Raw genomic sequence first — 24,736 nt, 5'->3', positions numbered from 1 at the left:
GGAGGCTGCCATGTCAGGGCTCGTCAATGTTCTGGTGATCGGCGCCGTGATCGCTGTCGTCGTCGTGCGCCAGTGCTCGGCACGGCAGATCACGGACGACCGGCGCTGGTGGGTCCTGCCGGGCGTTCTCCTCGTCCTGTCGGTGCGCGAGTCCGGACTGGTGGATCCGCGTCACGCGGCGCTGTCCATGGCGGTCCTGGGCGCGGAGCTGGCGGTGGGGCTCGTGACGGGCGCAGGCTGGGGCTGGACCACCCGCCTGTGGCGCGAGGCGGACGGCTCGCTCTGGAGCAAGGGCACCAAGGCCACCGTCTTCGTCTGGACCGGGGGACTGGCGCTGCGGGCGACCCTCTACGGGGCTGCCGCGCTGATGGGCATACACCAGGGCACCGCGGCCCTTCTGTCGGCCCTCGCGGTGACGTTGGCGGCGCGCGGTGGTGTGCTGATGTGGCGGGCAGGGCAGATGGGTCCGGCGTACGGTGGCTCCGCCGGCGGGATGATGCCGCGGTCGGTGTGGAAGGACCGGGTGTGACGCGTACGACCTGGACCAGCTGGCCGACCTGGGAAGCACTGTCGGGCACGAGCCGCACCCGTCCGCGATCGGTGATCACCTGGTCCGTCCGGGTGGGGCTGCTCACCGCCATGCTCTGGGGCACATTCAGCGGCGGACAGTTCGGGCCCTGGGAGATCGTGCTCGGGCTGGTGGGCGTGCTGGGCTGCGCGTTCGCCGCATGGGTGTTCTTCCGGACCAGCCTGGAGCACCGGCTGTGGCCGTCGCTCGGACTGCTGGCGCTGTTGATGCTGACGGCGTTCGGGGCGCAACAGGCCGGTGCCGATCTGCCCGCGCTGATCCTGTGGTGCGGCTGCGCGGTCACCGCACTGGAGCGGTTGCCGCTCACGGCGGGCCTCCCGGCGACGGCCGTCGCCCTCGGCGCGTACGCCGTCGCCAACACCGACGGCTGGCTCTCCACCGCCATGTCCACAGCGGGTCTCTCGCTGGCGGGCTATGTGCTCCGACTGGATGCCGAGGCACGGGGCAGTGCCCAGAGGCTCCTCGTGCAGGAGCGGGCGGCCCGCGAGGCTGAGGCCGAGACGGCCGCGCTGGACGAGCGGGCCAGGGTCGCGCGGGAGATTCACGATGTCCTCGCCCACAGCCTCTCCGCCCAGCTGGTGCATCTGGAGGCGGCGCGGCTGCTGATCGAGCGGGAGCCGTCGGGGGAGTTCCGGGACCGGGTGCTGGAGCGGGTCGTGGCTGCGCGTTCCATGGCGCGTGAGGGGCTCGCGGAGACCCGCCAGGCTCTCTCCGCGCTCCGGGGCGAGGTCTCTCCGGTGGAGGACTTCCTGCAGCAGTTGGTGGCCGCCGAACCGGCGCAGGTCAGCGTGGCGGGGGAGCGGCGGACGCTGACCGCCGAGGCGTCGCAGACGGTCCGGAGGGTGGCGCAGGAGGCCCTGACCAATGTGCGCAAGCACGCACCGGGGGCCAGGGTTCTCGTGCGGCTGGAGTATCTGCCGGACGAAGTCGCCCTGGAGGTCAGGGATTCGGGTGGAAACAGACCCGAGGACGAGCTGTCCGGCAGCGGCTCCGGATACGGTCTGCTGGGGATGAGGGAACGGGCCGAGCTGATGGGCGGGACGCTGGAGGCCGGCCCCGGCGAGGAGGGTTTCGTGGTGAGTCTGCGGGTGCCCGCGTGAACGCGCGGGTCGTGGTTGCCGACGACCAGTCGGTGGTGCGGGAAGGGATCGTGATGCTGCTGGGGCTGCTGCCCGGAATCGAGGTGGTCGGAGCGGCGAAGGACGGTGAGGAGGCCGTGGCGCTCGTGGCCGAACTGGCCCCCGATGTCGTGCTGATGGATCTGCGGATGCCTCGGTGCGACGGGGCGGAGGCGACACGGCGGATCCGCAAGGACCATCCAGGGACCCAGGTGGTGGTGCTCACGACATTCGCGGACGACGACTCGCTCTTCCCCGCACTGCGGGCCGGAGCCCGCGGCTATCTCACCAAGGACGCCGGGGGCGAAGAGATCGTACGGGCCATCCAGGCCGTGCTGTCCGGAGAAGCCGGCCTCTCGCCGAGCGTGCAGCGCCGTCTGCTGGAGCGCGTGACCACGAGCCCGCCGCTGCCGGCGCCGGTGGCCGAGCAACAGCTGCCGGACGGTCTGACGCCACGTGAACTGGAGGTGCTGGTGCTGATCGCGGAAGGCCTGTCCAATCTGGAGATCGCCCGCAGGCTGCACATTTCGCAGGCCACCGTGAAGAGCCACATCAACAATCTCTTCGCCAAGGCCGGAGTGCGTGACCGGGCACAGGCCGTTCGCTATGCGTACGTTCGGGGCCTCGCACAGCCGCCCGGCTCGACTGTCACCTGAAGAGGTGAAGACCGGCGAATGAAGTGCCCGGGATCTTCCCGATCTGCCCATTCTTGGGTACACGGCCGAAGTGGTCCGTGGACAAGGGGAGTTGTTCCGTGGAGAAGGAAGCAGGGCGTGAGGCCGCAGCGATGCGACTCGACGACCCGTGGTACGACGCGCTGGCCTCCGGATGGGGCGAGCTGGACGGTACGGGGAGTTTCGCTCCCACCGGACCACCCGGGCCCCCGGATCCGCGGCGCGGCCACAGTGCGGCCGACATCTATCTGGAGGTGCAGCGCAGCGGGGCGTTCCAGGAGGTGCGCCGCCGGTACCGGCGGTTCGTCATCCCCGCCAGCATCGCCTTCCTCGTCTGGTACCTCGTCTACGTCGTCGCCGCGATCACCGCGCCCGGACTCATGGCCCGCCCGGTGGCGGGGGCGGTCAATGTCGCGATGGTCGCGGGGCTCGGGCAGTTCCTCACGACCTTCCTTCTCACCGGGGCGTACGCGCGCCACGCACGGCTGCGCAGGGACCGGGCCGCACTCGAGCTGCGGTGGGAGACACAGGAGATGACGCGGGGGGCCGGGCGTTGAACGGGAACCACCAGACGCTGGCGCTCCTGCTGTTCAGCGCCTTCGTCGCAGTGACGCTCGCCATCACCACCTGGGTGAGCCGTAACCGCCATGGTTCGGCGGAGGAGTTCTACGCGGGCGGTCGTCTGTTCTCCCCCATGGAGAACGGTTTCGCCATCGCGGGCGACTACATGTCGGCCGCGTCGTTCCTCGGCATCTCCGGTCTGATCGCCCTCTTCGGCTACGACGGCATGCTCTATTCGGTCGGTTTCCTCGTCGCATGGCTGGTCGTCCTGCTGCTGGTCGCCGAACTGGTGCGCAACTGCGGCCGGTTCACGCTCGCCGATGTGGTGGCGGCGCGGATGGCGGAGCGCCCGGTCCGGGTCGCGGCGGGCACTTCGTCCGTCACCGTCTCCGTGCTCTATCTGGTGGCACAGATGGTGGGCGCGGGCAGCCTGGTCGCGCTGCTTCTCGGCGGTACGAGTGGCGCCGCCCGCTCCTGGACCGTCATCGGCGTCGGGGCGCTCATGGTGATCTATGTATCGCTCGGCGGGATGCGCGCCACCACCTGGATCCAGATCGTCAAGGCCGTTCTCCTGATGGCGGGAGCGGCCGTGCTCACCGTTCTCGTGCTGGTCCGCTTCCACGGCGACTTCAACGCCCTGCTCAACTCCGCCGCCGAGCGGAGCGGCCACGGCAGCCGGTTCCTCGCGCCGGGTCTCCGGTACGGCGGTACGTGGACCGCGCGGATCGACTTCATCAGCCTGGGGCTGGCCCTGGTACTCGGTACGGCCGGGCTGCCGCACATCCTGTCGCGGTTCTACACCGTGCCCACCGCCCGTGCGGCCCGCCGCTCGGTCGTCTGGTCGATCTGGCTCATCGGCAGCTTCTACCTGATGACCATCGCGCTCGGATTCGGGGCGGCCGCCCTGGTCGGCTCGGCCGAGGTACGGGCGTCGAATCCCGCGGGGAACACGGCGGTTCCGCTGCTGGCCCTGGTGCTCGGCGGCGGCGAGGGGTCCACCGGCGGAACGATCCTGTTCGCCGTGGTGGCCGCAGTCGCCTTCGCGACCATTCTCGCCGTCGTCGCGGGTATCACGCTGGCCTCGTCCGCCTCCGTGGCCCATGACCTCTACGCCTCGCTCAGGCGCCCCGGCTCCAAGCAGTACAGCGAGGTCGCCGTGGCCAGGGTGGCCGCGGCAGCGATCGGGGTGGCCGCCATCGGACTCGGGCTGGTCGCCCAGGACCTGAACGTGGCGTTCCTGGTGGGGCTCGCCTTCGCCGTCGCCGCCTCGGCCAACCTTCCGGTGCTTCTGTACTCCCTGTTCTGGCGGAACTTCACCACCCGGGGAGCGGTCTGGTCCGTCTACGGCGGGCTGATTCCCGCAGTGCTGCTCGTGCTGCTCTCCCCGGTCGTCTCCGGCAGCCCCGCCTCGCTCTTCCCGGGCGTCGACTTCCAGCTCTTCCCGCTGGAGAACCCCGGGCTGGTCTCCATCCCCCTGGGCTTCCTGGCCGGCTGGGTCGGAACGGTCACCTCCACCGATCCGCCGGACGAGGCCAAGCACGCGGAGACCGAGGTCCGCGCACTGACCGGGGCGGGCGCGGTGTAGTCCGGTGCCCCCGCACCGTACGGACGGGACCGGTCAGGTCTGCCCGCCGGTGGACCAGGTGTAGCGGTGCTCCGGGCGGCCCGTCTCGCCGTACCGCAGCGTCAGCCGCACCCTGCCGGTCCTTTCCAGCAGCTTCAGATAGCGCTGGGCGGTCTGCCTGCTCATGCCGGCGCTCTCCGCGATCTCCTGCGCGGAGAGCGGCCCGTCCGCGCTCCGGAGCGCCTGCCTGACCAGTTCCGCCGTGGTCGGCGAGTGCCCCTTGGGCAGATCGGGCTCGCCCGCTGCCCACAGGGCGCCGAAGAGCCGGTCCACCTCGCCCTGCTCGGCCTCGCCGCCCCGTTCCAGCGTGTGGCGCAGCGCCGCGTAGGCCTCCAGCTTGGTGCGCAGCCCCGAGTACGCGAACGGTTTCACCAGGTACTGCAGGGCACCGTTCCGCATGGCCTCCTGCACGGTGGCGACGTCGCGCGCCGCCGTCACCATGATCACGTCGGTGTGGTGGCCGAGCCTGCGCAGCTCCCGCACCATGGCCAGGCCGTTGCGGTCGGGCATGTAGTGGTCCAGCAGCACCAGGTCCACGCGTCGGCTCTCGATCGTGGCGAGGGCTTCGGCGGCCGAGTGCGCCTGGGCGGTCACCCGGAAACCCGGCACCCTGGAGACGTAGGCCGCGTTGACCTTCGCGACCCGGATGTCGTCGTCCACCACCAGGACCTCGATCACTGAGCTTCTCCCGCGATGCCGGTATTCGATTCGGTCATTTCCGGTCCAGCCACTTCGGACCCAGCTACCTCGGACCTAGTTACTTCGGACCGAGCCACTTCGGACCGAGCCACTCCGGATCCAGTCACTTCCGGTTCTGTCAGGTCCGGGTCCGCAAGGGCCTCCGGCAGTACGACGGTGAACTCGGCGCCGCCGTCGACGGCCCCGTCGACAGTGACGCTGCCACCCTGCCGTTCCGCCAGCCGCCGCACCAGGGGAAGGCCCAGGCCGCGCTTGCCGTGCGCCGGGACCTCCTTCGTCGTCCAGCCCTCCGTGAAGATCGATTCGCGCTGCCCGAGCGGAACTCCGGGGCCGCTGTCACGGACCCGCAGCACCACCGTACGGCCCTCGGCGTGCAGGCCCACCTCGACCAGGGCGCCGTCCGCTCCGGCAGCCGCGTCCAGTGCGTTGTCCACGAGGTTGCCGACGACCGTGACCAGCCCGCGAGGGTCCACCAGCCGGTCCGGTAGCAGTGTCCCGGGGGCCATGCGCAGCGCGACACCGCGCTCCGCCGCCACGGTCGCCTTGCCGACCAGGAGCGCGGCCAGCAGCGGATCGTGCACCTTCTCGGTGACCTGCTCGGCGGTCGCCCGGTGGACGCCCACAATCTCGGTGACGTACTCCATGGCGTCCTCGTGCATGTCCAGTTCCAGCAGCCCCAGGAGCGTGTGCATCCGGTTGGCGTGCTCGTGGTCCTGGGCCCGCAACGCATCGATCAGGCCGCGTGTCGAGTCGAGTTCGCGGCCGAGGTGTTCGAGTTCGGTGCGGTCGCGGAGGGTGGCGACGGCGCCGCCGTCGTCGGTCGGCATCCGGTTGGCGAGCAGGACCCGGGCGCCCTGCACCGTCAGCAGATCGTCGCCGAGCACCCGGCCCGCCAGCACATCGGCCGTCCGTCCCGCGCCGAGCACGGTGTCCAGCGGGCGGCCCGCTGCGTCGGGGCCGAGACCCAGGAGCCGCTGCGCCTCGTCGTTCAGCAGCCGTATCCTGCCCGTCCGGTCGAGTGCGACGACCCCCTCCCTGATCCCGTGCAGCATCGCCTCGCGCTCCGTCAGCAGCGCGGAGATGTCGGAGAACGCGAGGTCGTGGGTCTGCCGCTGGAGGCGCCGGGAGATCAGATAGGCGGCCAGCGCCCCGACGGCGAGCGCACCGCCCGCGTACGCGAACAGCCCGGGGATCGCGGCGAGGAGCCGGGCGCGGACACTGTCGTACGCGATTCCGACGGAGACGGCGCCCACGATGTGCTGCGCCTCGTCGCGCAGCGGGACCTTCCCGCGGGCCGAGCGGCCGAGCGTCCCGCTGTCGATCTCCATGACGTTCCGGCCCGCGAGCGCGTCGCTCGGGTCGGTGGAGACGACCTTGCCGATCTCGTTGGCGTCGGTGTGCGACCAGCGCACCCCGCGCCGGTCCATGACGACGACGTACTCGGCGCCGGTGGCATGCCTGACCCGCTCGGCCACGGACTGCACGGGTCCGGTGGGCGACGGGTCCGTGGCGAGCAGCTCCTCGGTGAGCTGCGGCTGGGCCGCCGTGCTCTGTGCGATGGCCAGGGCACGGCGCATCGCCTGGTCGTCGAGCTGGGCACTGAGCGGTGCCAGGAAGAGGCCGGTGGCGAGCACGGTGACGCCGGTCGCGATGGCCAGCTGCATCAGCAGGACCTGGGAGAAGACCCGCTGGGGCCAGCCGAGCCGGCGTGCTCTCCTGGCGGTGGGCGGTGGGGCGCTCATCGTATGAACGGTAAAGGGCATTCCGGTGCTTTCCGAAATTCCCCTCGCGCGGCCGGGCGCTTGAGCGGGCCAGGCCGGGTCCTGCCCGGACCGCAGCCGTGCATCGCGCCGCACCGCAACCGTCTATCGCGGCGGCCCACTCATGGCGGCGGGCAGCGGCTGAGGCGGACGAGGGCCGCCGTACTCGCCGCTGGGACGCATCCGCAGGGGCCGCTCCCCGTACTCCTCCAGGGCATGGGCGATCCAGCCGGCCGTGCGGGACACCGCGAACACCGTCTCGCCGGCCTCCGCCGACATGCCGCAGGAGACCGAGAGGACGGCGAGCGCCAGGTCGACATTGGCGTGCAGAGGAGCGTGCCGGGCCATCGTGGTGACCACGTCGCGTGCCGCGGCGAGCGTTCCGGCCGCCTCCGGCACCCGGTCGAGCAGGGCGAACAGCGCCCGCGCCCGCGGGTCCTCGCAGGTGTAGAGACGGTGGCCGAGTCCGGGCACCCTGCGTCCGGTGCGGAGATGGTCCGCGACCACCGGGGCCGCGGACCCCCGCTCCAGGACCTCGGTCAGCATCCGGTGTGCCAGCCCGCTCGCCGCCCCGTGCAGCGGGCCCTCCAGGACTCCGAGGCCCGCCGAGACCACCGCGTACGGATGGGCGTGGGCGGATGCGGCGACCCTGGCGGCCAGTGTCGACGCCGCGAGGTCGTGGTCGATCAGCAGGGCGAGTGCGGCGTCCAGCGCGGCGACCGACGGCTCGTCGGCCGGCCGGGCGGTGAGCTTCGGCCACAGCTGCCGGGCCAGTCCGGGGCCGGCCGGGTCCGAGGGGCCCCCGGTCCCCTCGGCCGCCGACGGTGTGTCCGCGGCCAGGGGCAGTGCACCGACCAGGGTCGGAACGAGGCTCCGCGCGGCGGCGAGCACTGCCTCGCGCGAGAGGTCGAAACGGAGCGGATCGGCGGTCGCCGCGGCGACCACCGCCACGCGCAACCGGTCCGTCGAGCCGCTGTGCGCGGGCAGTGCGTCGACCGCCCGGCGCGCCGCGGCCAGCGCCTCGGCCGGTGCCGTGAAGCGGACGCCGGGCCGCAGCTCGCCGGTCCAGAGCCACTCGGCGACCTCCTCGTAGGCGTACCGCCGGGCCAGCTCGGTCGCGTCGACGCCACGGAAGTAGTAGCGGTCGCCCTCGATCAGCGTGATGCCGGTACGGAAGACCAGATCACCGGTGGCGGGGGAGGGGGCCTTGCGGCCCGTGCGCCGGACCAGCGCGTCGACCTCCGCGGCGTCGAACGTGCTGCCGCGTCCGCCCGGAGCGCGCCTGCTGCTCAGCTGGCCACGACTGACGTACGCGTACACCGTCTCGGGCTTCACCCCGAGACGTTCGGCCGCCTCCCGGGTGCTGAGCCGCCGCGGAGCCGTCGCCTCCGGACCGTCGCCGGGCGTTGCTTGATCCTTCATGTCGCCAACCGTATCCATATTGATTCAATCAATGTTGACAGGATTGAATCAATCATAGATGGTCGAAATCAATATCAATGAGACCCGCCGGGACGCTCACGGAGGAAGAGATGCCGACCATGACCAGCGGAACCCCGCTCGACGTACCCCGAGGCCTCGCAGGCGTCGTCGTCACGGACACGGCCCTCGGGGACGTCCGGGGACGCGAGGGCTTCTACCACTACCGGCAGTACTCGGCGATCGAACTGGCACGGACCCGCAGCTTCGAGGACGTCTGGTACCTGCTGTCCGAGGGCGCGCTGCCCGACGCCGCGGCCCGTGCCGAATTCGCCGCCCGTACCGCCTCGCTGCGCCGGCTGCCCGCCGAGGTGCGCGAGGCGCTGCCCGCCATAGCGCGGGCGGGAGCCGTCTCCGGGCCCCTGGCCGGTCTGCGCACCGCCCTCTCGCTCCTCGGCGCCTCCGCCGGCTTCCGGCCGGTGTACGACATCGACGCCGACCGGCGCCGCGCCGACGCACTGGCCGCCTGCGCCGCCGTCCCCACCGTGCTCACCGCCCTGCACCGGCTCGGTCAGGGGCTCGAACCGGTCGAGCCGCGCGACGACCTGCCCCATGCGGCCAACTACCTCTACATGCTCACCGGCTCCGTACCGGACGCCGCGCGGGTCAGGGCCGTGGAGCAGTACCTGATCTCCACCATCGACCACGGCTTCAACGCCTCGACGTTCACCGCCCGCGTCGTCGCCTCCACGGGCGCCGACATGGCGGCCTGCCTGGTGGCGGCCGTCGGCGCGCTCTCCGGACCGCTGCACGGCGGAGCGCCCAGCCGGGCACTCGACACCCTGGACGCCATCGGTACCCCCGACCGCATCGACGGCTGGATCCGCGAACGAGTGCTCGCCGGTGAACGGATCATGGGATTCGGACACCCCGTCTACCGCACCGAGGACCCCCGCTCACGGATGCTGCGGGGCATCGCCCAGGGCTTCGGCGGCCCGCTCGTCGACTTCGCCGTCGAGGTCGAGCGCCAGGTCGAGGCGATTCTCGCCGAGCTCAAGCCGGGTCGGGAGCTGCACACCAACGTGGAGTTCTACGCCGGGGTCGTCATGGAGCTGTGCGGGCTGCCGCGCGAGATGTTCACACCGACCTTCTGCGCGGCGAGGGTGGTCGGCTGGAGCGCCAATATCCTGGAACAGGCGGAGGACTCGAAGATCATCCGCCCGGCGGCCCGTTACGTCGGGACGCCCCCGCCGCAGCCGGTCCCCACGCCCTGAGGTCCCCGAGAGAGGTCCCCGTTGAACCCGTCGTCCCCGCCCCGCAAGCAGCAGATCCCGGTCATCGTCCTTGCGGGGTTCCTGGGATCGGGCAAGACGACGCTGCTCAACCACCTCCTCCGCAACCGAGCGGGGAACCGGATCGGCGTGATCGTCAACGACTTCGGCGCCATCGAGATCGACGCGATGACGGTCTCGGGACAGGTCGGCTCCACGGTCTCGCTGGGCAACGGCTGCCTGTGCTGCGCGGTCGACGCGAGCGAACTCGACACCTTCCTGGAGACGCTGACCGGGCCCGCCGCCCGTCTCGACGTGATCGTCATCGAGGCCAGCGGACTGGCCGAGCCGCAGGAACTCGTGCGCATGATCCTGGCCAGCGACAATCCGCACATCGTGTACGGGGGACTGGTGGAGGTCGTCGACGCCGCCGAGTTCGACGCCACCCGGGAGCGCCACCCGGAGATCGACCGCCACCTCGCCGTCGCCGACCTCGTCGTGCTGAACAAGACCGACCGGGTCGGGAGCGAGGAACAGACCCGCATCCGGGACGCCGTCGCCGCGGCAGGCGCACCCGCCGGCGGCGCGGCAGCCGTCATCCGTGCCACGTACGGACGTGTCGACCCCGAGCTGCTCTTCGACCCGGCACTGCGGCCGGACAGCGAGGAGAAGGTGCGTCAGCTCACCTTCGAGGATCTGCTCCTGGCGGAGCGGGACGGGGAAGAGGGCGACGCCGGGCACGCACACCACCTCCACGCCGCGTACGACAGCGTGTCCTTCACCGCGGACATCCCCATGAACCCCCGCCGTCTGATGGAGTTCCTCGACTCCCGGCCGCAGGGCCTCTACCGGATCAAGGGGTTCGTCGACTTCGGCGTGGGCGACCGGACGAACAAGTACGCCCTGCACGCGGTCGGCAGGTTCCTGCGGTTCGACCCGCAGCCCTGGAAGCGCGACGAACCGCGCCGGACCCAGCTGGTGCTGATCGGCTCGGGCATCGCCCCGGAGGCCCTGCACAAGGAGCTGGCCGGCTGCCGGGAGAGCGCCGCGCCGGGCCCGGACGCGACGCAGGACGCCGCACATGAACGAAGCATGTGGGGCGTCCTGCGGTACGTACAAAGGCCCCGCGACGACGCGTAGCGCTGCGCCACGCGTCGCCCGGCCGGCCCGCTACACCGGGCCGGCGATCACCGCGACCGGCTTGGCCAGCGGCGTCCCCGAACCGTCGCGCCGGGGGTCGGGCTCGGGCAGCTCGCTCGGCGTGCCGTTCTGCTGCGCGGCGCGGGCAGGCGTTTCGCCCGCCCAGCCGAACACCAGGATGTCCTCCCCCTTGAGGAACCGCTGGCAACGCACCCCACCGGTGGCCCGGCCCTTGCGCGGGTACTGGTCGAACGGGGTGAGCTTGCACGTCAGCACCGAGTCGTCCAGCGTGCCGTGCGAGCCCGCGACCGTGAACACCACCGCGTCCGCCGCCGGATCCACCGCGGTGAACGAGATCACCTCGGCGTCCGCCGTGAGCTTGACCCCTGCCATGCCACCGGCGGGCCGGCCCTGCGGCCGCACCTGCGCAGCCGGGTAGCGCAGCAGCTGCGCGTCGGACGTGATGAAGACCAGATCCTCCTCGCCGGTCCGCAGCTCGGCGGCGCCGACGATCCGGTCACCGTCCTTGAGGGCGATGACCTCCAGCTCGTCCTTGTTGGCCGGGTAGTCCGGCACCACCCGCTTGACGACTCCCTGAAGGGTGCCGATCGCCAGGCCGGGGGAGGCCTCGTCGAGCGTGGTGAGGCAGATGACGGACTCGTCGTTCTCCAGGGTGAGGAACTCGGCGACCATCGCCCCGCCCGACAGGCTGGGCGCCGCGTGGGTGTCCGGCAGCTGGGGCAGATCGATCACCGCCAGCCGCAGCAGCCGACCCGTCGACGTCACCACGCCCACGTCGCCACGGGCCGTCGCCGGCACGGCCGACACGATCACATCGTGCTTGGAACGCTTGGCGTCCTCGGCGAGAACGATCGGTTCGTCGTTGGCGGTACGGGCCAGCAGACCGGTCGAGGACAGCAGCACCCGGCACGGGTCGTCCGCGACCTCCAGCGGCACCGAGGCGACCTGCGAACCGGCCGACTCCAGCAGCACCGTACGCCGGTCGGTGCCGAACTTCTTGGCGACCGCGGCCAGTTCGGTGGAGACGAGCCTGCGCAGCTCGGTGTCCGATTCGAGGATGGCGGTCAGCTCGTCGATCTCGCTGTTGAGCCGGTCCCGCTCGCTCTCCAGCTCGATCCGGTCGAATCGGGTCAGCCGACGCAGCGGGGTGTCCAGGATGTACTGGGTCTGGGTCTCGCTCAGCGAGAAGTGCTCGATGAGCCGCTCCTTCGCCTGCGCCGAATTGTCACTGGACCGGATGATCCGGATGACCTCGTCGATGTCGATCAGCGCGACGAGCAGGCCCTCGACCAGATGCAGCCGGTCGCGGCGCTTGCCCCGGCGGAACTCGCTGCGCCGGCGCACCACGTCGAAGCGGTGGTCGAGATAGACCTCCAGGAGCTCCTTGAGCCCCAGCGTGAGCGGCTGTCCGTCGACCAGCGCCACGTTGTTGATGCCGAAGGACTCCTCCATCGGCGTCAGTTTGTAGAGCTGCTCCAGCACGGCTTCCGGCACGAAACCGTTCTTCACCTCGATGACCAGGCGCAGGCCGTGCTCGCGGTCGGTCAGGTCCTTCACGTCCGCGATGCCCTGGAGCTTCTTCGACGAGACCAGATCCTTGATCTTGGCGATCACCTTCTCCGGGCCGACGGAGAAGGGAAGTTCGGTGACGACCAGGCCCTTGCGGCGGGCCGTCACATTCTCCACCGAGACGGTCGCACGGATCTTGAACGTGCCGCGCCCGCGGGCGTACGCGTCCTTGATGCCGCCCAGGCCCACGATCCGGCCGCCGGTGGGCAGATCGGGACCCGGCACGAACCGCATCAGGGTCTCCAGGTCGGCGCCCGGATGCTTGATCAGATGGCGGGCGGCGGCGATGACCTCGCCCAGGTTGTGCGGCGGCATGTTGGTTGCCATGCCGACCGCGATCCCGGACGACCCGTTGACCAGGAGGTTCGGGTACGCGGCGGGGAGAACGGTCGGCTCCGTCTCCTGGCCGTCGTAATTCGACTGGAAAGCGACGGTGTCCTCGTCGATCGACTCCGTCATCAGCGATGTCGCGTCGGCCATCCGGCATTCGGTGTACCGCATGGCGGCGGGCGGGTCGTCGTTTCCGAGCGAGCCGAAGTTGCCGTGGCCGTCGACCAGGGGGAGCCGCATCGAGAACGGCTGCGCCAGACGGACCAGCGCGTCGTAGATCGACGCGTCCCCGTGCGGGTGCAACTTACCCATGACCTCGCCGACGACGCGGGCACACTTCACGAAGCCGCGATCGGGGCGCAGGCCCATCTCGTTCATCTGGTAGACGATGCGGCGGTGCACCGGCTTCATGCCGTCACGGGCGTCGGGCAGGGCCCGTGAGTAGATCACCGAGTACGCGTACTCGAGGAAGGAGCCCTGCATTTCGTCGACGACGTCGATGTCGAGGATCTTCTCCTCGAAGTCGTCCGGCGGCGGGGTCTTCGTGCTGCGGCGGGCCATCGCTGCTGCGACTCCTTCACGGATTCTGTTCGGGCAACCTCAGGTTCTGACGCGGACCATTGTGGACCGCCGCACTGACATCCCCGACCTCGACCCGTCCCAAGAGGCGTTCCAGGCCCCGGTCGGGTCGGTTTTTCGACCCGTCGCGCGGGGGATGCGCCCCTCTTTCACGCGAACTTCCGCGATATGGGAACTTCGCCAGGTGTCCGCGCGCTTGCTTAAAGTGGCAGGTCTCGCAGGAAATCCAGTATCGCGATCGAAGGGACGTACATGCCCATGGGTCACACGGCCACCGCTCAGGCCGGCTCCGGCGGCTTGACAGCGACCGAGCACCGCCTGGCCAACGGCCTGCGCGTGGTGCTCTCCGAGGACCATCTGACCCCGGTCGCCGCGGTCTGCCTCTGGTACGACGTCGGTTCGCGCCACGAGGTCGAGGGGCGCACCGGTCTGGCGCACCTCTTCGAGCACCTGATGTTCCAGGGATCCGGCCAGGTCAAGGGGAACGGCCACTTCGAGCTGGTGCAGGGGGCCGGCGGTTCGCTCAACGGGACCACCAGCTTCGAGCGCACCAACTACTTCGAGACCATGCCCACGCACCAGCTCGAGCTGGCCCTGTGGCTCGAGGCCGACCGCATGGGCTCGCTGCTCGCCGCGCTCGACGAAGAGTCCATGGAGAACCAGCGCGACGTCGTCAAGAACGAGCGCCGCCAGCGCTACGACAACGTCCCGTACGGCACGGCGTTCGAGAAGCTCACGGCGCTGGCCTACCCCGAGGGCCACCCGTACCACCACACCCCGATCGGCTCGATGGCCGACCTGGACGCCGCGACCCTCGAGGACGCCCGCACCTTCTTCCGTACGTACTACGCGCCCAACAACGCGGTGCTCTCGGTCGTCGGCGACATCGACCCCGAGCAGACCCTCGCCTGGATCGAGAAGTACTTCGGCTCCATCCCGTCCCACGACGGCAAGCAGCCGCCGCGCGACGGCGCGCTGCCCGAGATCATCGGCGAGCAGCTGCGCGAGGAGGTGCGCGAGGAGGTTCCGGCGCGGGCGCTGATGGCCGCCTACCGGCTGCCGCACGACGGCACCCGCGAGTGCGACGCGGCGGACCTCGCGTTGACCGTGCTCGGCGGTGGCGAGTCGTCGCGGCTGCACAACCGCCTGGTCCGCCGTGACCGTACGGCCGTGGCGGCCGGGTTCGGGCTGCTGCGGCTGGCCGGCGCGCCGTCGCTCGGCTGGCTGGACGTCAAGACGTCCGGCGGCGTCGAGGTGCCGCAGATCGAGGTCGCGGTCGACGAGGAGCTCGCCCGGTTCGCCGCCGAGGGCCCCACGGCCGAGGAAATGGAGCGCGCGCAGGCCCAGTTGGAGCGCGAGTGGCTGGACCGGCTCGGCACGGTCGCCGGCCGCGCCGACGAACTGTGCCGGTTCGCCGTGCTGTTCGGCGACCCGCAGCTCGCCCTGACCGCCGTGCAGCGGGTGCTCGACATCACCGCGGAGGAGGTCCAGGCGGCCGCCAAGGCCCAGCTGCGCCCCGACAACCGCGCGGTGCTGGTCTACGAACCGGTCGAATCGACCGAGCCCGCGGACGCAGCGGACACCGACGAGACCGACGCCGACGACACCGACGCGCACGAAGGAGCGGACAAGTGACCGACGCTGCCGCGACTGGAGTTTCGATGCAGTACCACCCGCAGCCGGCCCCCGGCGTCGCCCGCCCCTGGGCCTTCCCCGCGCCGGAGCGCGGCGCCCTGCCCAACGGCCTCACGGTGCTGCGCTGCCACCGCCCCGGTCAGCAGGTCGTGGCGGTCGAGATCTTCCTCGACGCCCCGCTGGACGCCGAGCCCGAGGGCCTCGACGGTGTGGCCACGATCATGTCGCGGGCGCTGTCGGAGGGCACCGACAAGAACACCGCGGAGGAGTTCGCCGCCGAGCTGGAGCGCTGCGGCGCCACCCTCGACGCGCACGCCGACCACCCCGGCCTCCGGGTCTCCCTCGAGGTCCCGGCCTCCCGGCTGGCCAAGGCGCTCGCGCTGGTCGCCGAGGCGCTGCGGGCGCCCGCCTTCGCCGACAGCGAGATCGAGCGGCTGGTACGCAACCGGCTCGACGAGATCCCGCACGAGCAGGCCAACCCGGCCCGGCGCGCCGCCAAGCAGCTCTCCAAGGAGCTCTTCCCGGCCGCGGCGCGCATGTCGCGCCCGCGCCAGGGCACCGAGGAGACGGTGGAGCGGATCGACTCGGCGGCCGTGCGTGCCTTCTTCGACGCCCACGTCCGGCCGACCGCGGCGACCGCCGTGGTCGTGGGCGACCTCACCGGCATCGACCTGGACGCCCTGCTCGCCGACACCCTCGGCGACTGGTCGGGAGAGGCCGCCGAGCCCCGTCCCGCCCCGCCGATCACCGCCGACGACACCGGGCGGGTGGTGATCGTCGACCGTCCGGGCGCGGTGCAGACGCAGCTGCTGATCGGCCGGATCGGCGCCGACCGGCATGACAGCGTGTGGCCGGCCCAGGTGCTCGGCACGTACTGCCTGGGCGGCACGCTCACCTCCCGTCTCGACCGTGTGCTGCGCGAGGAGAAGGGCTACACGTACGGCGTACGGGCCTTCGCCCAGGTGCTGCGGTCGTCGGCCCCGGACTCCGCCTCGGGCGCGACCGGCGCCGCGATGCTGGCCATCAGCGGCTCCGTGGACACGGAGTCCACCGAACCGGCGCTCAAGGACCTGTGGACGGTCCTGCGGACGCTGGCGGCCGAGGGCCTGACCGACGAGGAGCGAGAGACGGCCGTGCAGAACCTCGTGGGTGTCGCACCCCTGAAGTTCGAGACGGCGGCCTCCGTCGCGGGCACCCTCGCCGACCAGGTGGAGCAGCACCTCCCCGACGACTACCAGGCGCAGCTGTACGCCCGGCTCGCGGAGACCGGCACGGTCGAGGCGACCGCGGCGGTCGTCAACGCCTTCCCGGGGGACCGGCTGGTCACGATCCTCGTCGGCGACGCGGCACGGATCGAGGAGCCCGTCCGGGCTCTGGGCATCGGAGAGGTGTCGGTGGTCACCGGCTGACGACCACCCCGGCGGGCACCGGCTGCCGGGGTGGTCGCCCCGCCGTGGCCGCCCTGCCGGACGGCCAGTCCGGCTATCCGGCATATCGCCACATATCGAGACAAAGGGAAGGCCTCCGTGAGCGGAATCTCGCCGGGGCCTTCCCTTTTGTCCGTTCTGATGGGGAGGTTGCCTGTCTGCCCTGTGGGATGCGCTACAAAACGTCCTGTCCGTTTGGTGAATGAAAGCGACCCCGCTTAGCGTCGGCTCGACTGCCCGTCACTCGTATGCCGCATCCGCGACGTACCGGACAGTCATCGCCGAGTCCCCGTCAGGCGCGAGCCTGGGGAGCCGGGGACCCACGTAGTCCCTGGGGTGAATCGGATGCCTGAGCCTCGATGGGGCCGGGGCGTCCGTAGGAGACCTTCCTGCTCCGAACCCGTCAGCTAACCCGGTAGGCGAGAAGGAAGGAAAGGATCAGCCACTTCATGGCGTTCACCCGTGCCACCGGGAAGCACCGTGCCCCGAGCCGACTGACGCGCAGGAGCGCGAAGGTCGTCGGCGTCGCGGCTCTGGCCACCACCGGCGTCATCGGCGGTATGGCCGCTCCGGCCCTCGCCGCCGACTCCGAGGCCCTCTCCGCGAGCGACACCGGCCTCAACCAGGTCATCGCCATCGACAAGACCCTCGCCGACCGGATCGGCGCCCAGGCCGACGCGCAGCAGCACCAGGCCGACGTCGCGGCGAAGGCGAAGGCGGAGGCCCAGCGGAAGGCCGAGGCCAAGAAGAAGGCCGAGGCGAAGGCCAAGGCCGAGGCCGACGCGAAGCGCGCCGCCGAGGCCCGTGCCGAGAAGGCACGCGCCGCCCGGTCCGCCGAGCGCACCCGGCTGGGCTCCTTCCAGCTCCCGGTCGCCGGTTCGTACGTCACCACCGGTTACAAGTCCAGCGGCTCGCTCTGGTCCTCCGGCAGCCACTCGGGCATCGACTTCCACGCCGCGTCCGGCAGCTCCGTCGTCGCCGTCGGCGCCGGTACGGTTGTCGAAGCCGGCTGGGGCGGCGCGTACGGCAACAACATCGTGCTCCGGATGACGGACGGCACGTACACGCAGTACGGCCACCTCTCCTCGATCGGCGTCTCCGTCGGCCAGAGCGTCGGCGCGGGCCAGCGGATCGGCCTCTCCGGCTCGACCGGCAACTCCACCGGGCCGCACCTCCACTTCGAGGCCCGGACGACGCCGTCGTACGGCTCCGACATGGACCCGGTCGCGTATCTGCGCGCCCACGGCGTCAGCGTCTGACCGGCGCCCCACCGCAATACCTCGTCGAAGGCCCCGGCAGCATGCCGGGGCCTTCGGCATGCCCGCCGGGTGCCCGCGGACGGCGACCGCCCGTCGAACCGCCCCGTGGCCAAAAGATATTCATGAATTTCTGCCCGGCGTCGGAAATGCGGCCGCATTGCAATAGAGTCGCAGAACAGGCGTCGGCCGGCCGCGTTTCGCGGGGATTGAGGCGGAGGTTCGGACATGCGCATTCCGGCGCATTCGGTATGTACGGCAATCCGTGACGACATCGTCTCCGGTGTCTTCGAACGCGGCAGCCGTCTCACGGAGGAGCTGCTGGCGCGCCGTTACGGGGTCTCCCGTGTCCCGGTACGGGAAGCGCTGCGCACCCTGGAGTCCGAGGGCTTCGTGGTCACCCGCCGGCACGCGGGTGCCTGCGTCGCCGAGCCCACCGAGCTGGAGGCGGCCGACCTGTTGGAGGTCCGGATGCTGCTGGAGCCGCTGGGCGCCGCACGCGCCGCGCAACGCCGAACCGAGGCGCACCTCAAGGTGCTGCGCGGTCTCGTGCGGCTCGGCCAGGACCGGGCCGGGCGGGGCGAGAGCGGGGATCTGCGTTCGCTGGGCGGCTGGTTCCACGAGACGCTGGCGCAGGCCTCCGGCAGCCCCGGCCTGATCGCGCTGCTCACCCAGCTGCGACACAAGATCGCCTGGATGTACGCGGTCGAGCAGCCGGCCGGGCCGGTGGATTCCTGGGCCGAGCACGGTGCCATCGTGGACGCGGTGGCGCGCGGCGACGCGGAACGGGCCAGGGCGCTGGCCGCCCATCACGCGGAACGGGCCGCCGCCGCGCACCGGCTGCGCCGGACCGACCGGCCGGGCCGACGGCCCGCCGCTCCCCGCACCGGGCGCGTGAGGACCTCGCAACATTCCGTAAACACCGCGGGCGTCCGGCATCAACAATTACGCCGTATAACAAAGAGGCGTGATTTCGCGGGGTCATCCCGTCCTGCCTGGAATTGGTGTGCCGGAATTTCGTGTGCTCCCCCGGACGGCCCGTTCCGGGAAAACGAAAGAGCCGCGGCTCCGGTTCAGGGTGCCGCGGCTCTTTCGGGGAAATTGTTTCAGACGGTCTCCGGGAGCTCCTCGAGCCCCTCGGCGACCAGCTTCGCAAGACGGTCCAGGGCGGCTTCGGAGTCGTCGGCCTCGGAGGCGAGCACGATCTCCTCGCCACCCTGCGCGCCGAGGCCGAGGACCGCGAGCATGGAGGCGGCGTTCACCGGGTTGCCGTCGGCCCTGGAGATCGTCACGGGGACGCCGGAAGCCGTGGCGGCACGGACGAAGATGGAAGCGGGGCGGGCGTGCAGGCCCTCGGCCCAACCGACGTTGACGCGGCGCTCAGCCATGGTTCTGCCCTTCACGAATCAACAGTTGTCTAGACCAGTCTCTCACGCGGTGCGCAGTGCTCAGGCCGACCCGGGGAACGCCCGCAACGCCTGGTGAACCGCCGATCGGCCCTCTCAGACTGCCCCGGCCCCGAGACCTACGCGACCGCTGGCGGAGCCGTAGTCTTTGCCCATGCAGCCCGCGCCGGAGCAGAGTCCGCATCACGCCTATCCCGACCACTGGGAAGCGGACGTGGTGCTCCGCGACGGGGGCACCGCGCGCATCCGGCCCATCACCACGGACGACGCCGAACGGCTGGTCAGCTTCTACGAGCAGGTCTCCGACGAGTCGAAGTACTACCGGTTCTTCGCCCCGTACCCCCGGCTGTCCGACCGGGACGTGCACCGCTTCACCCATCACGACTACGTCGACCGGGTGGGTCTCGCCGTCACAATCGGCGGCGAGTTCATCGCGACCGTCCGCTACGACCGGATCGACGAGCGCGGCAGGCCCGCCTCCGCACCCGCCGACGAGGCCGAGGTCGCCTTCCTCGTCCAGGACGCGCACCAGGGCCGGGGCGTCGCCTCGGCGCTCCTCGAACACATCGCGGCCGTCGCCCGTGAGCGCGGCATCCGTCGCTTCGCCGCCGAGGTGCTGCCCGCCAACAACAAGATGATCAAGGTGTTCCGGGATGCCGGATACACCCAGCAGCGCAGCTTCGAGGACGGCTCCGTCCATCTCACCCTGGACCTCGAACCGACCGCCGAGTCCCTCGCCGTCCAGCGCGGCCGTGAGCAGCGGGCGGAGGCGCGGTCCGTGCAACGTCTGCTGGCCCCCGGCTCCGTCGCCGTCATCGGTGTCGGCCGGACCCCCGGCGGCGTCGGCCGCACGGTCCTGCGCAACCTCCTCGGGGCCGGCTTCACCGGACGTACGTACGCCGTGAACCGCGCCTTCGCCGCCGACCGGGCCACGGTCGACGGCGTCCCCGCCCACCGCTCGATCGGCGAGATCGCCGAACCGGTCGACCTCGCGGTCGTCGCCGTCCCCGCCGACCGGGTTCCGGAAGCCGTCGCGGACTGCGGCGAGCACGGCGTCCAGGGTCTGGTCGTCCTCTCCGCCGGATACGCCGAATGGGGCGCCGAGGGCCGGGAACGGCAGCGTGAACTGGTCCGCCAGGCCCGCTCGTACGGAATGCGGATCATCGGCCCGAACGCCTTCGGCCTCATCAACAACGCGGAAACGGTTCGGCTGAACGCCTCGCTCGCCCCCGAGCCGCCCGCCCCCGGGCGCATCGGCCTCTTCACCCAGTCCGGAGCGATCGGCATCGCGCTGCTCTCCGGGCTCTACCGGCGCGGCGCGGGCCTGTCCACCTTCATCTCCGCGGGCAACCGCGCCGACATCTCCGGCAACGACTTCCTCCAGTACTGGTACGAGGACCCCGACACCGATGTCGCCCTGCTGTACCTCGAATCGCTCGGCAACCCCCGCAAGTTCACCCGCCTCGCGCGGCGCACCGCGGCGGTGAAGCCGGTGGTCGTGGTGAAGGGCGCCAGGCACAGCGGCTCCACTCCGCCCGGCCACGCGGTGCCGGTCAGCCGGATCCCGGACGCGACGGTCTCGGCGCTCATGCGGCAGGCGGGCGTGATCCGGGTCGACACGGTGACGGAGATGGTCGACGCGGGTCTCCTCCTCGCCGATCAGCCGCTGCCGGCCGGCCCCCGGGTCGCGATCCTCGGCAACTCCGAATCGCTCGGCCTCCTCACGTACGACGCCTGTCTCGCCGAGGGACTGCGCCCGCGCCCGCCCCTCGACCTCACCACCGCCGCCACCCCGCAGGACTTCAGGAACGCCCTGGCCGAGGCCCTCGCCGACGACGGCTGCGACTCGGTGGTCGTGACGGCGATCCCGTGGGTGGGCGAGGACGGCGAGGCGGAAGCGGGCGACGGAGAAGTGCTCGCGGCGGCGCTCCACACGGCCGCCGCCGCAGGTCCGGCCAAGCCGGTGGCCGTCGTGCATGTCGAGATCGGCGGGCTGGCGGAGGCCCTCGCCGCGGCCACCAGCACGGTCGCGCAGCCGCGCCCCTCGGCGCAGCCCTCCTCGGCCCCGGCCGCGACCCCCGCACGCACCGGAGCCGCCACCCCGGCCGACCCCGGCCCGGTGCCCGCCTCCCCGGCATCCGCAGCCCCCCTCGCGGGCGACGGCGCCCCGGGCACCCGCATCGGCCGGATCCCCGCCTATCCCGCTGCCGAACGGGCGGTGCGGGCCCTGGCCGAGGCGGTGCGGTACGCGCAGTGGCGACGCCAGGCCGCCGTGCCCGGCAAGGTGCCCGAGTTCCTCGACGACACCATCGACGAGCCGGGCGCCGCCGAGCTCATCGACACCCTCCTCGGCCCCGACCCCGACCCGCGGGGCCGGCCGCTCGCACACGAGGAGGCCCGCGAACTCCTGGGCCGCTACGGCATCACCGTACGGCCGACGCTCCCGGCGCCCGCCCCGGACGCCGCCGTCGCCGCGGCGCAGTCGCTCGGCTACCCCGTGGCGCTCAAGACCACCGCGCCGCATCTGCGCCACCGGGCCGATCTCGGCGGTGTCCGGCTGGACCTCGCCAACGAGGCCGCGCTGCGCCGGGCGTACGGCGAACTGACCGACCTGCTCGGCAAACCCGCCGAACTCCAGCCCGTCGTCCAGGCCATGGCGCCGCGCGGCGTCGACACCGTCGTTCGGGCCTCGATCGACCCGGCGGCGGGTGCCGTCCTCTCCTTCGGGCTCGCGGGCGCGCCCTCCGAACTCCTCGGCGACACCGCCCACCGTCTGGTCCCGGCCACGGACCGCGACGCCGCCGAACTGATCCGGTCCATCCGGGCGGCCCCGGTGCTGTTCGGCTGGCGCGGCGCGGCGCCCGTGGACACGGCGTCGCTCGAAGAGCTGCTGCTACGGGTCTCCCGGCTGGTCGACGACCACCCCGAGGTGGTCTCCATCGCCCTGGAACCGGTCGTGGTCGCCACCCAGGGGCTGACCGTCCTCGGCGCGAGCGTCCGCCTCTCGCCGCCCCCGGCCCGCACCGATCTCGGCCCCCGCCGCCTCCCCAACTACTGACCCCGGCGGTGTCCGCCCCGGCCCGGACGCCGTCCCGCCCGAGGGTCCCGGTCCGCCCTGCCGCGCAACGTCCCCGGCAGTCATCCGCCCCCCGTAGGATGGTCCTCATGGCTAAGACCGGTACGACGACCCAGGGGCTGCGCGCGGCGATCGAGCGCAGTGGCTACTACCCGGCCCTCGTGGCCGAGGCGGTGGAGGCCGCCGTGGGCGGTGAGCCGGTCGCTTCGTACCTGGTGCACCAGGAGACCACGTTCGACTCCAACGAGGTGCGCCGCCACGTCACGGTCCTGGTCCTGACGGACAACCGTTTCATCGTCAGCCACACCGACGAGCAGAACGCCGACACCAGCTCCCCGACCCCGTACGCCACCACCTCCACGGAGTCGGTCAAGCTCGACCGGATCTCGTCGGTCGTGGTCAGCCGTGTCGTGGCCAACCCCGAGAAGTACGTACCGGGCACGCTGCCCCGCGAGGTCGTCCTCACCATCGGCTGGGGCGCGGTCTCCCGGATCGACCTGGAGCCGGCCGCCTGCGGCGACCCCAACTGCGAGGCCGACCACGGCTACACCGGCAACTCCACCGCCGACGACCTGAGCCTGCGGGTCAGCGAGGCCGGCGACGGCCCGGACACCGTGCGCCAGACCCTCGCCTTCGCCCAGGCGCTCTCCGAGGCCACGGCCGCGACCGCGGCGACCGGCCGCTGATGGTTCAGCCGGCCTGGCAGGAGCCCGATCTGCTCGCCGTCGGCAGCGCCCCGGTCCCGGAGTACGGCAGCGGATCGCTCGCCGACCTGCTGCCCACGCTCGTCGCCGGACAGGGCGTGCCGGGCTTCACCGCGGCGATCCCCGAACTCACCCCCGCCGACCGGAACTGCGTGTTCCTGATCGACGGCCTCGGCTGGGAGCAGATCAAGGCCCATCCCGACGAGGCACCGTTTCTGCACTCCCTGCTCCCCACTTCGCGCGGCGGCACCGGCCGTCCGATAACGGCGGGCTTCCCGGCCACCACGGCCACCTCGCTGGCCTCCGTGGGGACGGGGCTTCCGCCCGGGGAGCACGGCCTGCCCGGCTACACGGCACGCAATCCGGAGACCGGCGAGCTGATGAACCAGCTCCGCTGGAAGCCCTGGACCTCCCCGAAGGCCTGGCAGCCGTACCCCACCGTCTTCAAGCTCGCCGACGCGGCGGGCGTGTGTACCGCCCAGGTCTCCGCCCCCGCCTTCGAGCAGACCCCGCTCACCAAGGTCGCGCTCAGCGGCGGCTCGTTCCTGGGCCGGCTGTCCGGCGAGGAGCGGATGGACACCGCCGCCGAACGGCTCGCCGCGGGCGACCGGTCGCTCGTCTACACGTACTACAGCGAGGTCGACGGCAAGGGACATCGCTTCGGTGTGGACTCCGACGCCTGGCGCGGACAGCTGATGTACGTGGACGGACTGGCACGGCGCCTGGCCGAACAGCTTCCGCCCCGCTCGGCGCTGTACATCACCGCCGACCACGGCATGATCGACATCCCGTTCGACGAGCAGTCCCGGATCGACTTCGACGAGGACTGGGAGCTGCGCGCGGGCGTCGCCCTGCTCGGCGGCGAGGGCCGGGCCCGCCATGTGTACGCCGTCCCGGGAGCCGAGAACGACGTGCTGACCGTCTGGCAGGAAGTGCTCGGCGAGCAGTTCTGGGTGGCGAGCAGGGACGAGGCGATCGCGGCCGGCTGGTTCGGCCCGAAGATCGACGAACGCGTGCACGGCAGGATCGGCGACGTCGTCGCGGCGGCCCACGACGACATGGTGATCACCGCCTCCGTCAATGAGCCGCACGAGTCCGCGATGGTCGGCATGCACGGCTCGATGACCCCCGTCGAGCAGCTCGTCCCGCTCCTCGAAGTACGCTCGTAACCGCGTTTTTCCGCCAACAGTCGCTTCCCCGCCCGAAAGGTGCTCAGTTCCTCATGCCCGAGCTTGTGTTCTTCTCCGGAACGATGGACTGCGGAAAGAGCACGCTGGCGCTGCAGATCGGCCACAACCGTTCGGCACGCGGCCTGCAAGGCGTGATCTTCACCCGTGACGACCGGGCGGGGGAGGGCAAGCTCTCCTCGCGTCTGGGACTGGTCACCGAGGCCGTCGAGGCCGATGAGGGCATGGATCTGTACGCCCATCTCGTCGACCGGATAAGCCGGGGCGGCCGGGCGGACTACGTGATCGTGGACGAGGCGCAGTTCCTGGCTCCCGTCCAGATCGACCAGCTCGCACGCATCGTCGACGATCTCGACATGGACGTCTTCGCGTTCGGCATCACCACCGACTTCCGGACCAAGCTGTTCCCCGGATCCCAGCGGCTGATCGAGCTCGCCGACCGGGTCGAGACGCTCCAGGTCGAAGCGCTCTGCTGGTGCGGCGCACGGGCCACGCACAACGCCCGGACAGTCGGCGGCGAGATGGTCGTCGAGGGCGCCCAGGTGGTCGTGGGAGACGTCAACCAGCAGGCGGGCGAGGTCGGTTACGAGGTGCTGTGCCGGCGCCACCACCAGCGCAGGACGACCAGCGCGAGCGCCCGTGCGGGCGCGCTGTCGCCGGACGTGCTGCCCGTCACCTCCGTCTGAACCCG

The 24,736-nt window shown here is 71.5% G+C and carries 19 protein-coding genes, 1 pseudogene and 1 riboswitch; of the genes and pseudogenes, 15 read left to right on the top strand and 5 right to left on the bottom strand.

What is annotated here, in order from left to right:
- Positions 1–10: 10 nt before the first annotated feature.
- From ACFV8T_RS18625 to ACFV8T_RS18605, 5 genes are all read left to right on the top strand, one after another.
- A complete protein-coding gene (locus ACFV8T_RS18625) occupies positions 11–529 on the top strand; it encodes a DUF1453 domain-containing protein (protein ID WP_385328682.1) in 519 nt (172 codons plus the stop codon).
- Complete coding sequence (locus ACFV8T_RS18620) at positions 526–1,689, top strand: sensor histidine kinase (RefSeq protein ID WP_385328680.1); 1,164 nt, start codon at positions 526–528, stop codon at positions 1,687–1,689. Before ACFV8T_RS18625 ends, ACFV8T_RS18620 begins: the two co-directional genes overlap by 4 nt.
- Entirely contained in the window at positions 1,686–2,363 is a 678-nt protein-coding gene (locus ACFV8T_RS18615) for a response regulator (protein WP_385328679.1), read from the top strand. The genes ACFV8T_RS18620 and ACFV8T_RS18615 overlap by 4 nt, the downstream gene beginning before the upstream one ends.
- Before the next feature lie 131 nt (positions 2,364–2,494).
- Entirely contained in the window at positions 2,495–2,938 is a 444-nt protein-coding gene (locus tag ACFV8T_RS18610; protein ID WP_385328800.1) for a DUF485 domain-containing protein, read from the top strand.
- Positions 2,935–4,527: a cation acetate symporter gene (locus ACFV8T_RS18605; protein WP_385328678.1), complete on the top strand. Its 1,593-nt coding sequence runs from the start codon at positions 2,935–2,937 to the stop codon at positions 4,525–4,527. The genes ACFV8T_RS18610 and ACFV8T_RS18605 overlap by 4 nt, the downstream gene beginning before the upstream one ends.
- A 33-nt stretch (positions 4,528–4,560) precedes the next feature.
- On the opposite strand, the gene ACFV8T_RS18600 is transcribed toward ACFV8T_RS18605, so the two are convergent.
- The 3 genes from ACFV8T_RS18600 to ACFV8T_RS18590 all read right to left on the bottom strand — a co-directional run bounded on the left by ACFV8T_RS18600 (position 4,561) and on the right by ACFV8T_RS18590 (position 8,447).
- The gene (locus ACFV8T_RS18600) at positions 4,561–5,244 is read right to left on the bottom strand and encodes a response regulator (RefSeq protein ID WP_385328676.1); all 684 of its coding nucleotides are present in this window, start codon (positions 5,242–5,244) and stop codon (positions 4,561–4,563) included.
- Positions 5,241–7,007: an ATP-binding protein gene (locus ACFV8T_RS18595; protein ID WP_385328674.1), complete on the bottom strand. Its 1,767-nt coding sequence runs from the start codon at positions 7,005–7,007 to the stop codon at positions 5,241–5,243. Before ACFV8T_RS18595 ends, ACFV8T_RS18600 begins: the two co-directional genes overlap by 4 nt.
- A 123-nt stretch (positions 7,008–7,130) precedes the next feature.
- Positions 7,131–8,447, bottom strand: coding sequence for a citrate/2-methylcitrate synthase (locus ACFV8T_RS18590; RefSeq protein ID WP_385328672.1), 1,317 nt, complete (start codon positions 8,445–8,447; stop codon positions 7,131–7,133).
- A 110-nt stretch (positions 8,448–8,557) separates the two neighbouring features.
- Here ACFV8T_RS18590 and ACFV8T_RS18585 point away from each other — a divergent pair, with 110 nt between their 5' ends.
- Entirely contained in the window at positions 8,558–9,718 is a 1,161-nt protein-coding gene (locus ACFV8T_RS18585; RefSeq protein ID WP_385328670.1) for a citrate synthase/methylcitrate synthase, read from the top strand.
- A 21-nt stretch (positions 9,719–9,739) separates the two neighbouring features.
- A complete protein-coding gene (locus ACFV8T_RS18580; RefSeq protein WP_385328668.1) occupies positions 9,740–10,855 on the top strand; it encodes a CobW family GTP-binding protein in 1,116 nt (371 codons plus the stop codon).
- Between the two features lie 30 nt (positions 10,856–10,885).
- On the opposite strand, the gene ACFV8T_RS18575 is transcribed toward ACFV8T_RS18580, so the two are convergent.
- Entirely contained in the window at positions 10,886–13,336 is a 2,451-nt protein-coding gene (locus ACFV8T_RS18575; protein WP_385328666.1) for a DNA topoisomerase (ATP-hydrolyzing) subunit A, read from the bottom strand.
- 270 nt (positions 13,337–13,606) lie between these two features.
- Here ACFV8T_RS18575 and ACFV8T_RS18570 point away from each other — a divergent pair, with 270 nt between their 5' ends.
- From ACFV8T_RS18570 to ACFV8T_RS18555, 4 genes and pseudogenes are all read left to right on the top strand, one after another.
- Complete coding sequence (locus ACFV8T_RS18570) at positions 13,607–14,989, top strand: M16 family metallopeptidase (RefSeq protein WP_385328664.1); 1,383 nt, start codon at positions 13,607–13,609, stop codon at positions 14,987–14,989.
- A gap of 26 nt (positions 14,990–15,015) precedes the next feature.
- Entirely contained in the window at positions 15,016–16,398 is a 1,383-nt protein-coding gene (locus tag ACFV8T_RS18565) for a M16 family metallopeptidase (RefSeq protein WP_385328798.1), read from the top strand.
- 287 nt (positions 16,399–16,685) lie between these two features.
- Positions 16,686–16,853: riboswitch (cyclic di-AMP (ydaO/yuaA leader) on the top strand.
- A 12-nt stretch (positions 16,854–16,865) separates the two neighbouring features.
- Positions 16,866–17,675, top strand: a complete 810-nt coding sequence (locus ACFV8T_RS18560; protein WP_385328662.1) for a M23 family metallopeptidase — start codon at positions 16,866–16,868, stop codon at positions 17,673–17,675.
- Positions 17,676–17,900: 225 nt separating this feature from the next.
- Positions 17,901–18,611, top strand: a pseudogene (locus ACFV8T_RS18555) (GntR family transcriptional regulator); the annotation flags it as partial.
- Positions 18,612–18,778: 167 nt separating this feature from the next.
- Here ACFV8T_RS18555 and ACFV8T_RS18550 read toward each other — a convergent pair.
- Entirely contained in the window at positions 18,779–19,060 is a 282-nt protein-coding gene (locus ACFV8T_RS18550) for an HPr family phosphocarrier protein (protein WP_385328660.1), read from the bottom strand.
- A gap of 172 nt (positions 19,061–19,232) precedes the next feature.
- Here ACFV8T_RS18550 and ACFV8T_RS18545 point away from each other — a divergent pair, with 172 nt between their 5' ends.
- The 4 genes from ACFV8T_RS18545 to ACFV8T_RS18530 all read left to right on the top strand — a co-directional run bounded on the left by ACFV8T_RS18545 (position 19,233) and on the right by ACFV8T_RS18530 (position 24,731).
- Positions 19,233–22,136, top strand: a complete 2,904-nt coding sequence (locus ACFV8T_RS18545; RefSeq protein ID WP_385328658.1) for a GNAT family N-acetyltransferase — start codon at positions 19,233–19,235, stop codon at positions 22,134–22,136.
- A gap of 107 nt (positions 22,137–22,243) precedes the next feature.
- Positions 22,244–22,840 (top strand): DUF5998 family protein, encoded by a 597-nt coding sequence (locus ACFV8T_RS18540; RefSeq protein WP_266427777.1) that lies wholly within the window; start codon positions 22,244–22,246, stop codon positions 22,838–22,840.
- Positions 22,840–24,027: an alkaline phosphatase family protein gene (locus ACFV8T_RS18535; RefSeq protein ID WP_385328656.1), complete on the top strand. Its 1,188-nt coding sequence runs from the start codon at positions 22,840–22,842 to the stop codon at positions 24,025–24,027. Before ACFV8T_RS18540 ends, ACFV8T_RS18535 begins: the two co-directional genes overlap by 1 nt.
- A 53-nt stretch (positions 24,028–24,080) precedes the next feature.
- A complete protein-coding gene (locus tag ACFV8T_RS18530) occupies positions 24,081–24,731 on the top strand; it encodes a thymidine kinase (protein WP_266427783.1) in 651 nt (216 codons plus the stop codon).
- Positions 24,732–24,736 lie beyond the last annotated feature (5 nt).

Origin of the sequence: Streptomyces sp. NPDC059832, from assembly GCF_042731715.1 — a bacterium.
Lineage (GTDB): Bacteria > Actinomycetota > Actinomycetes > Streptomycetales > Streptomycetaceae > Streptomyces.
This window is presented reverse-complemented; position numbering and strand designations above follow the sequence as displayed.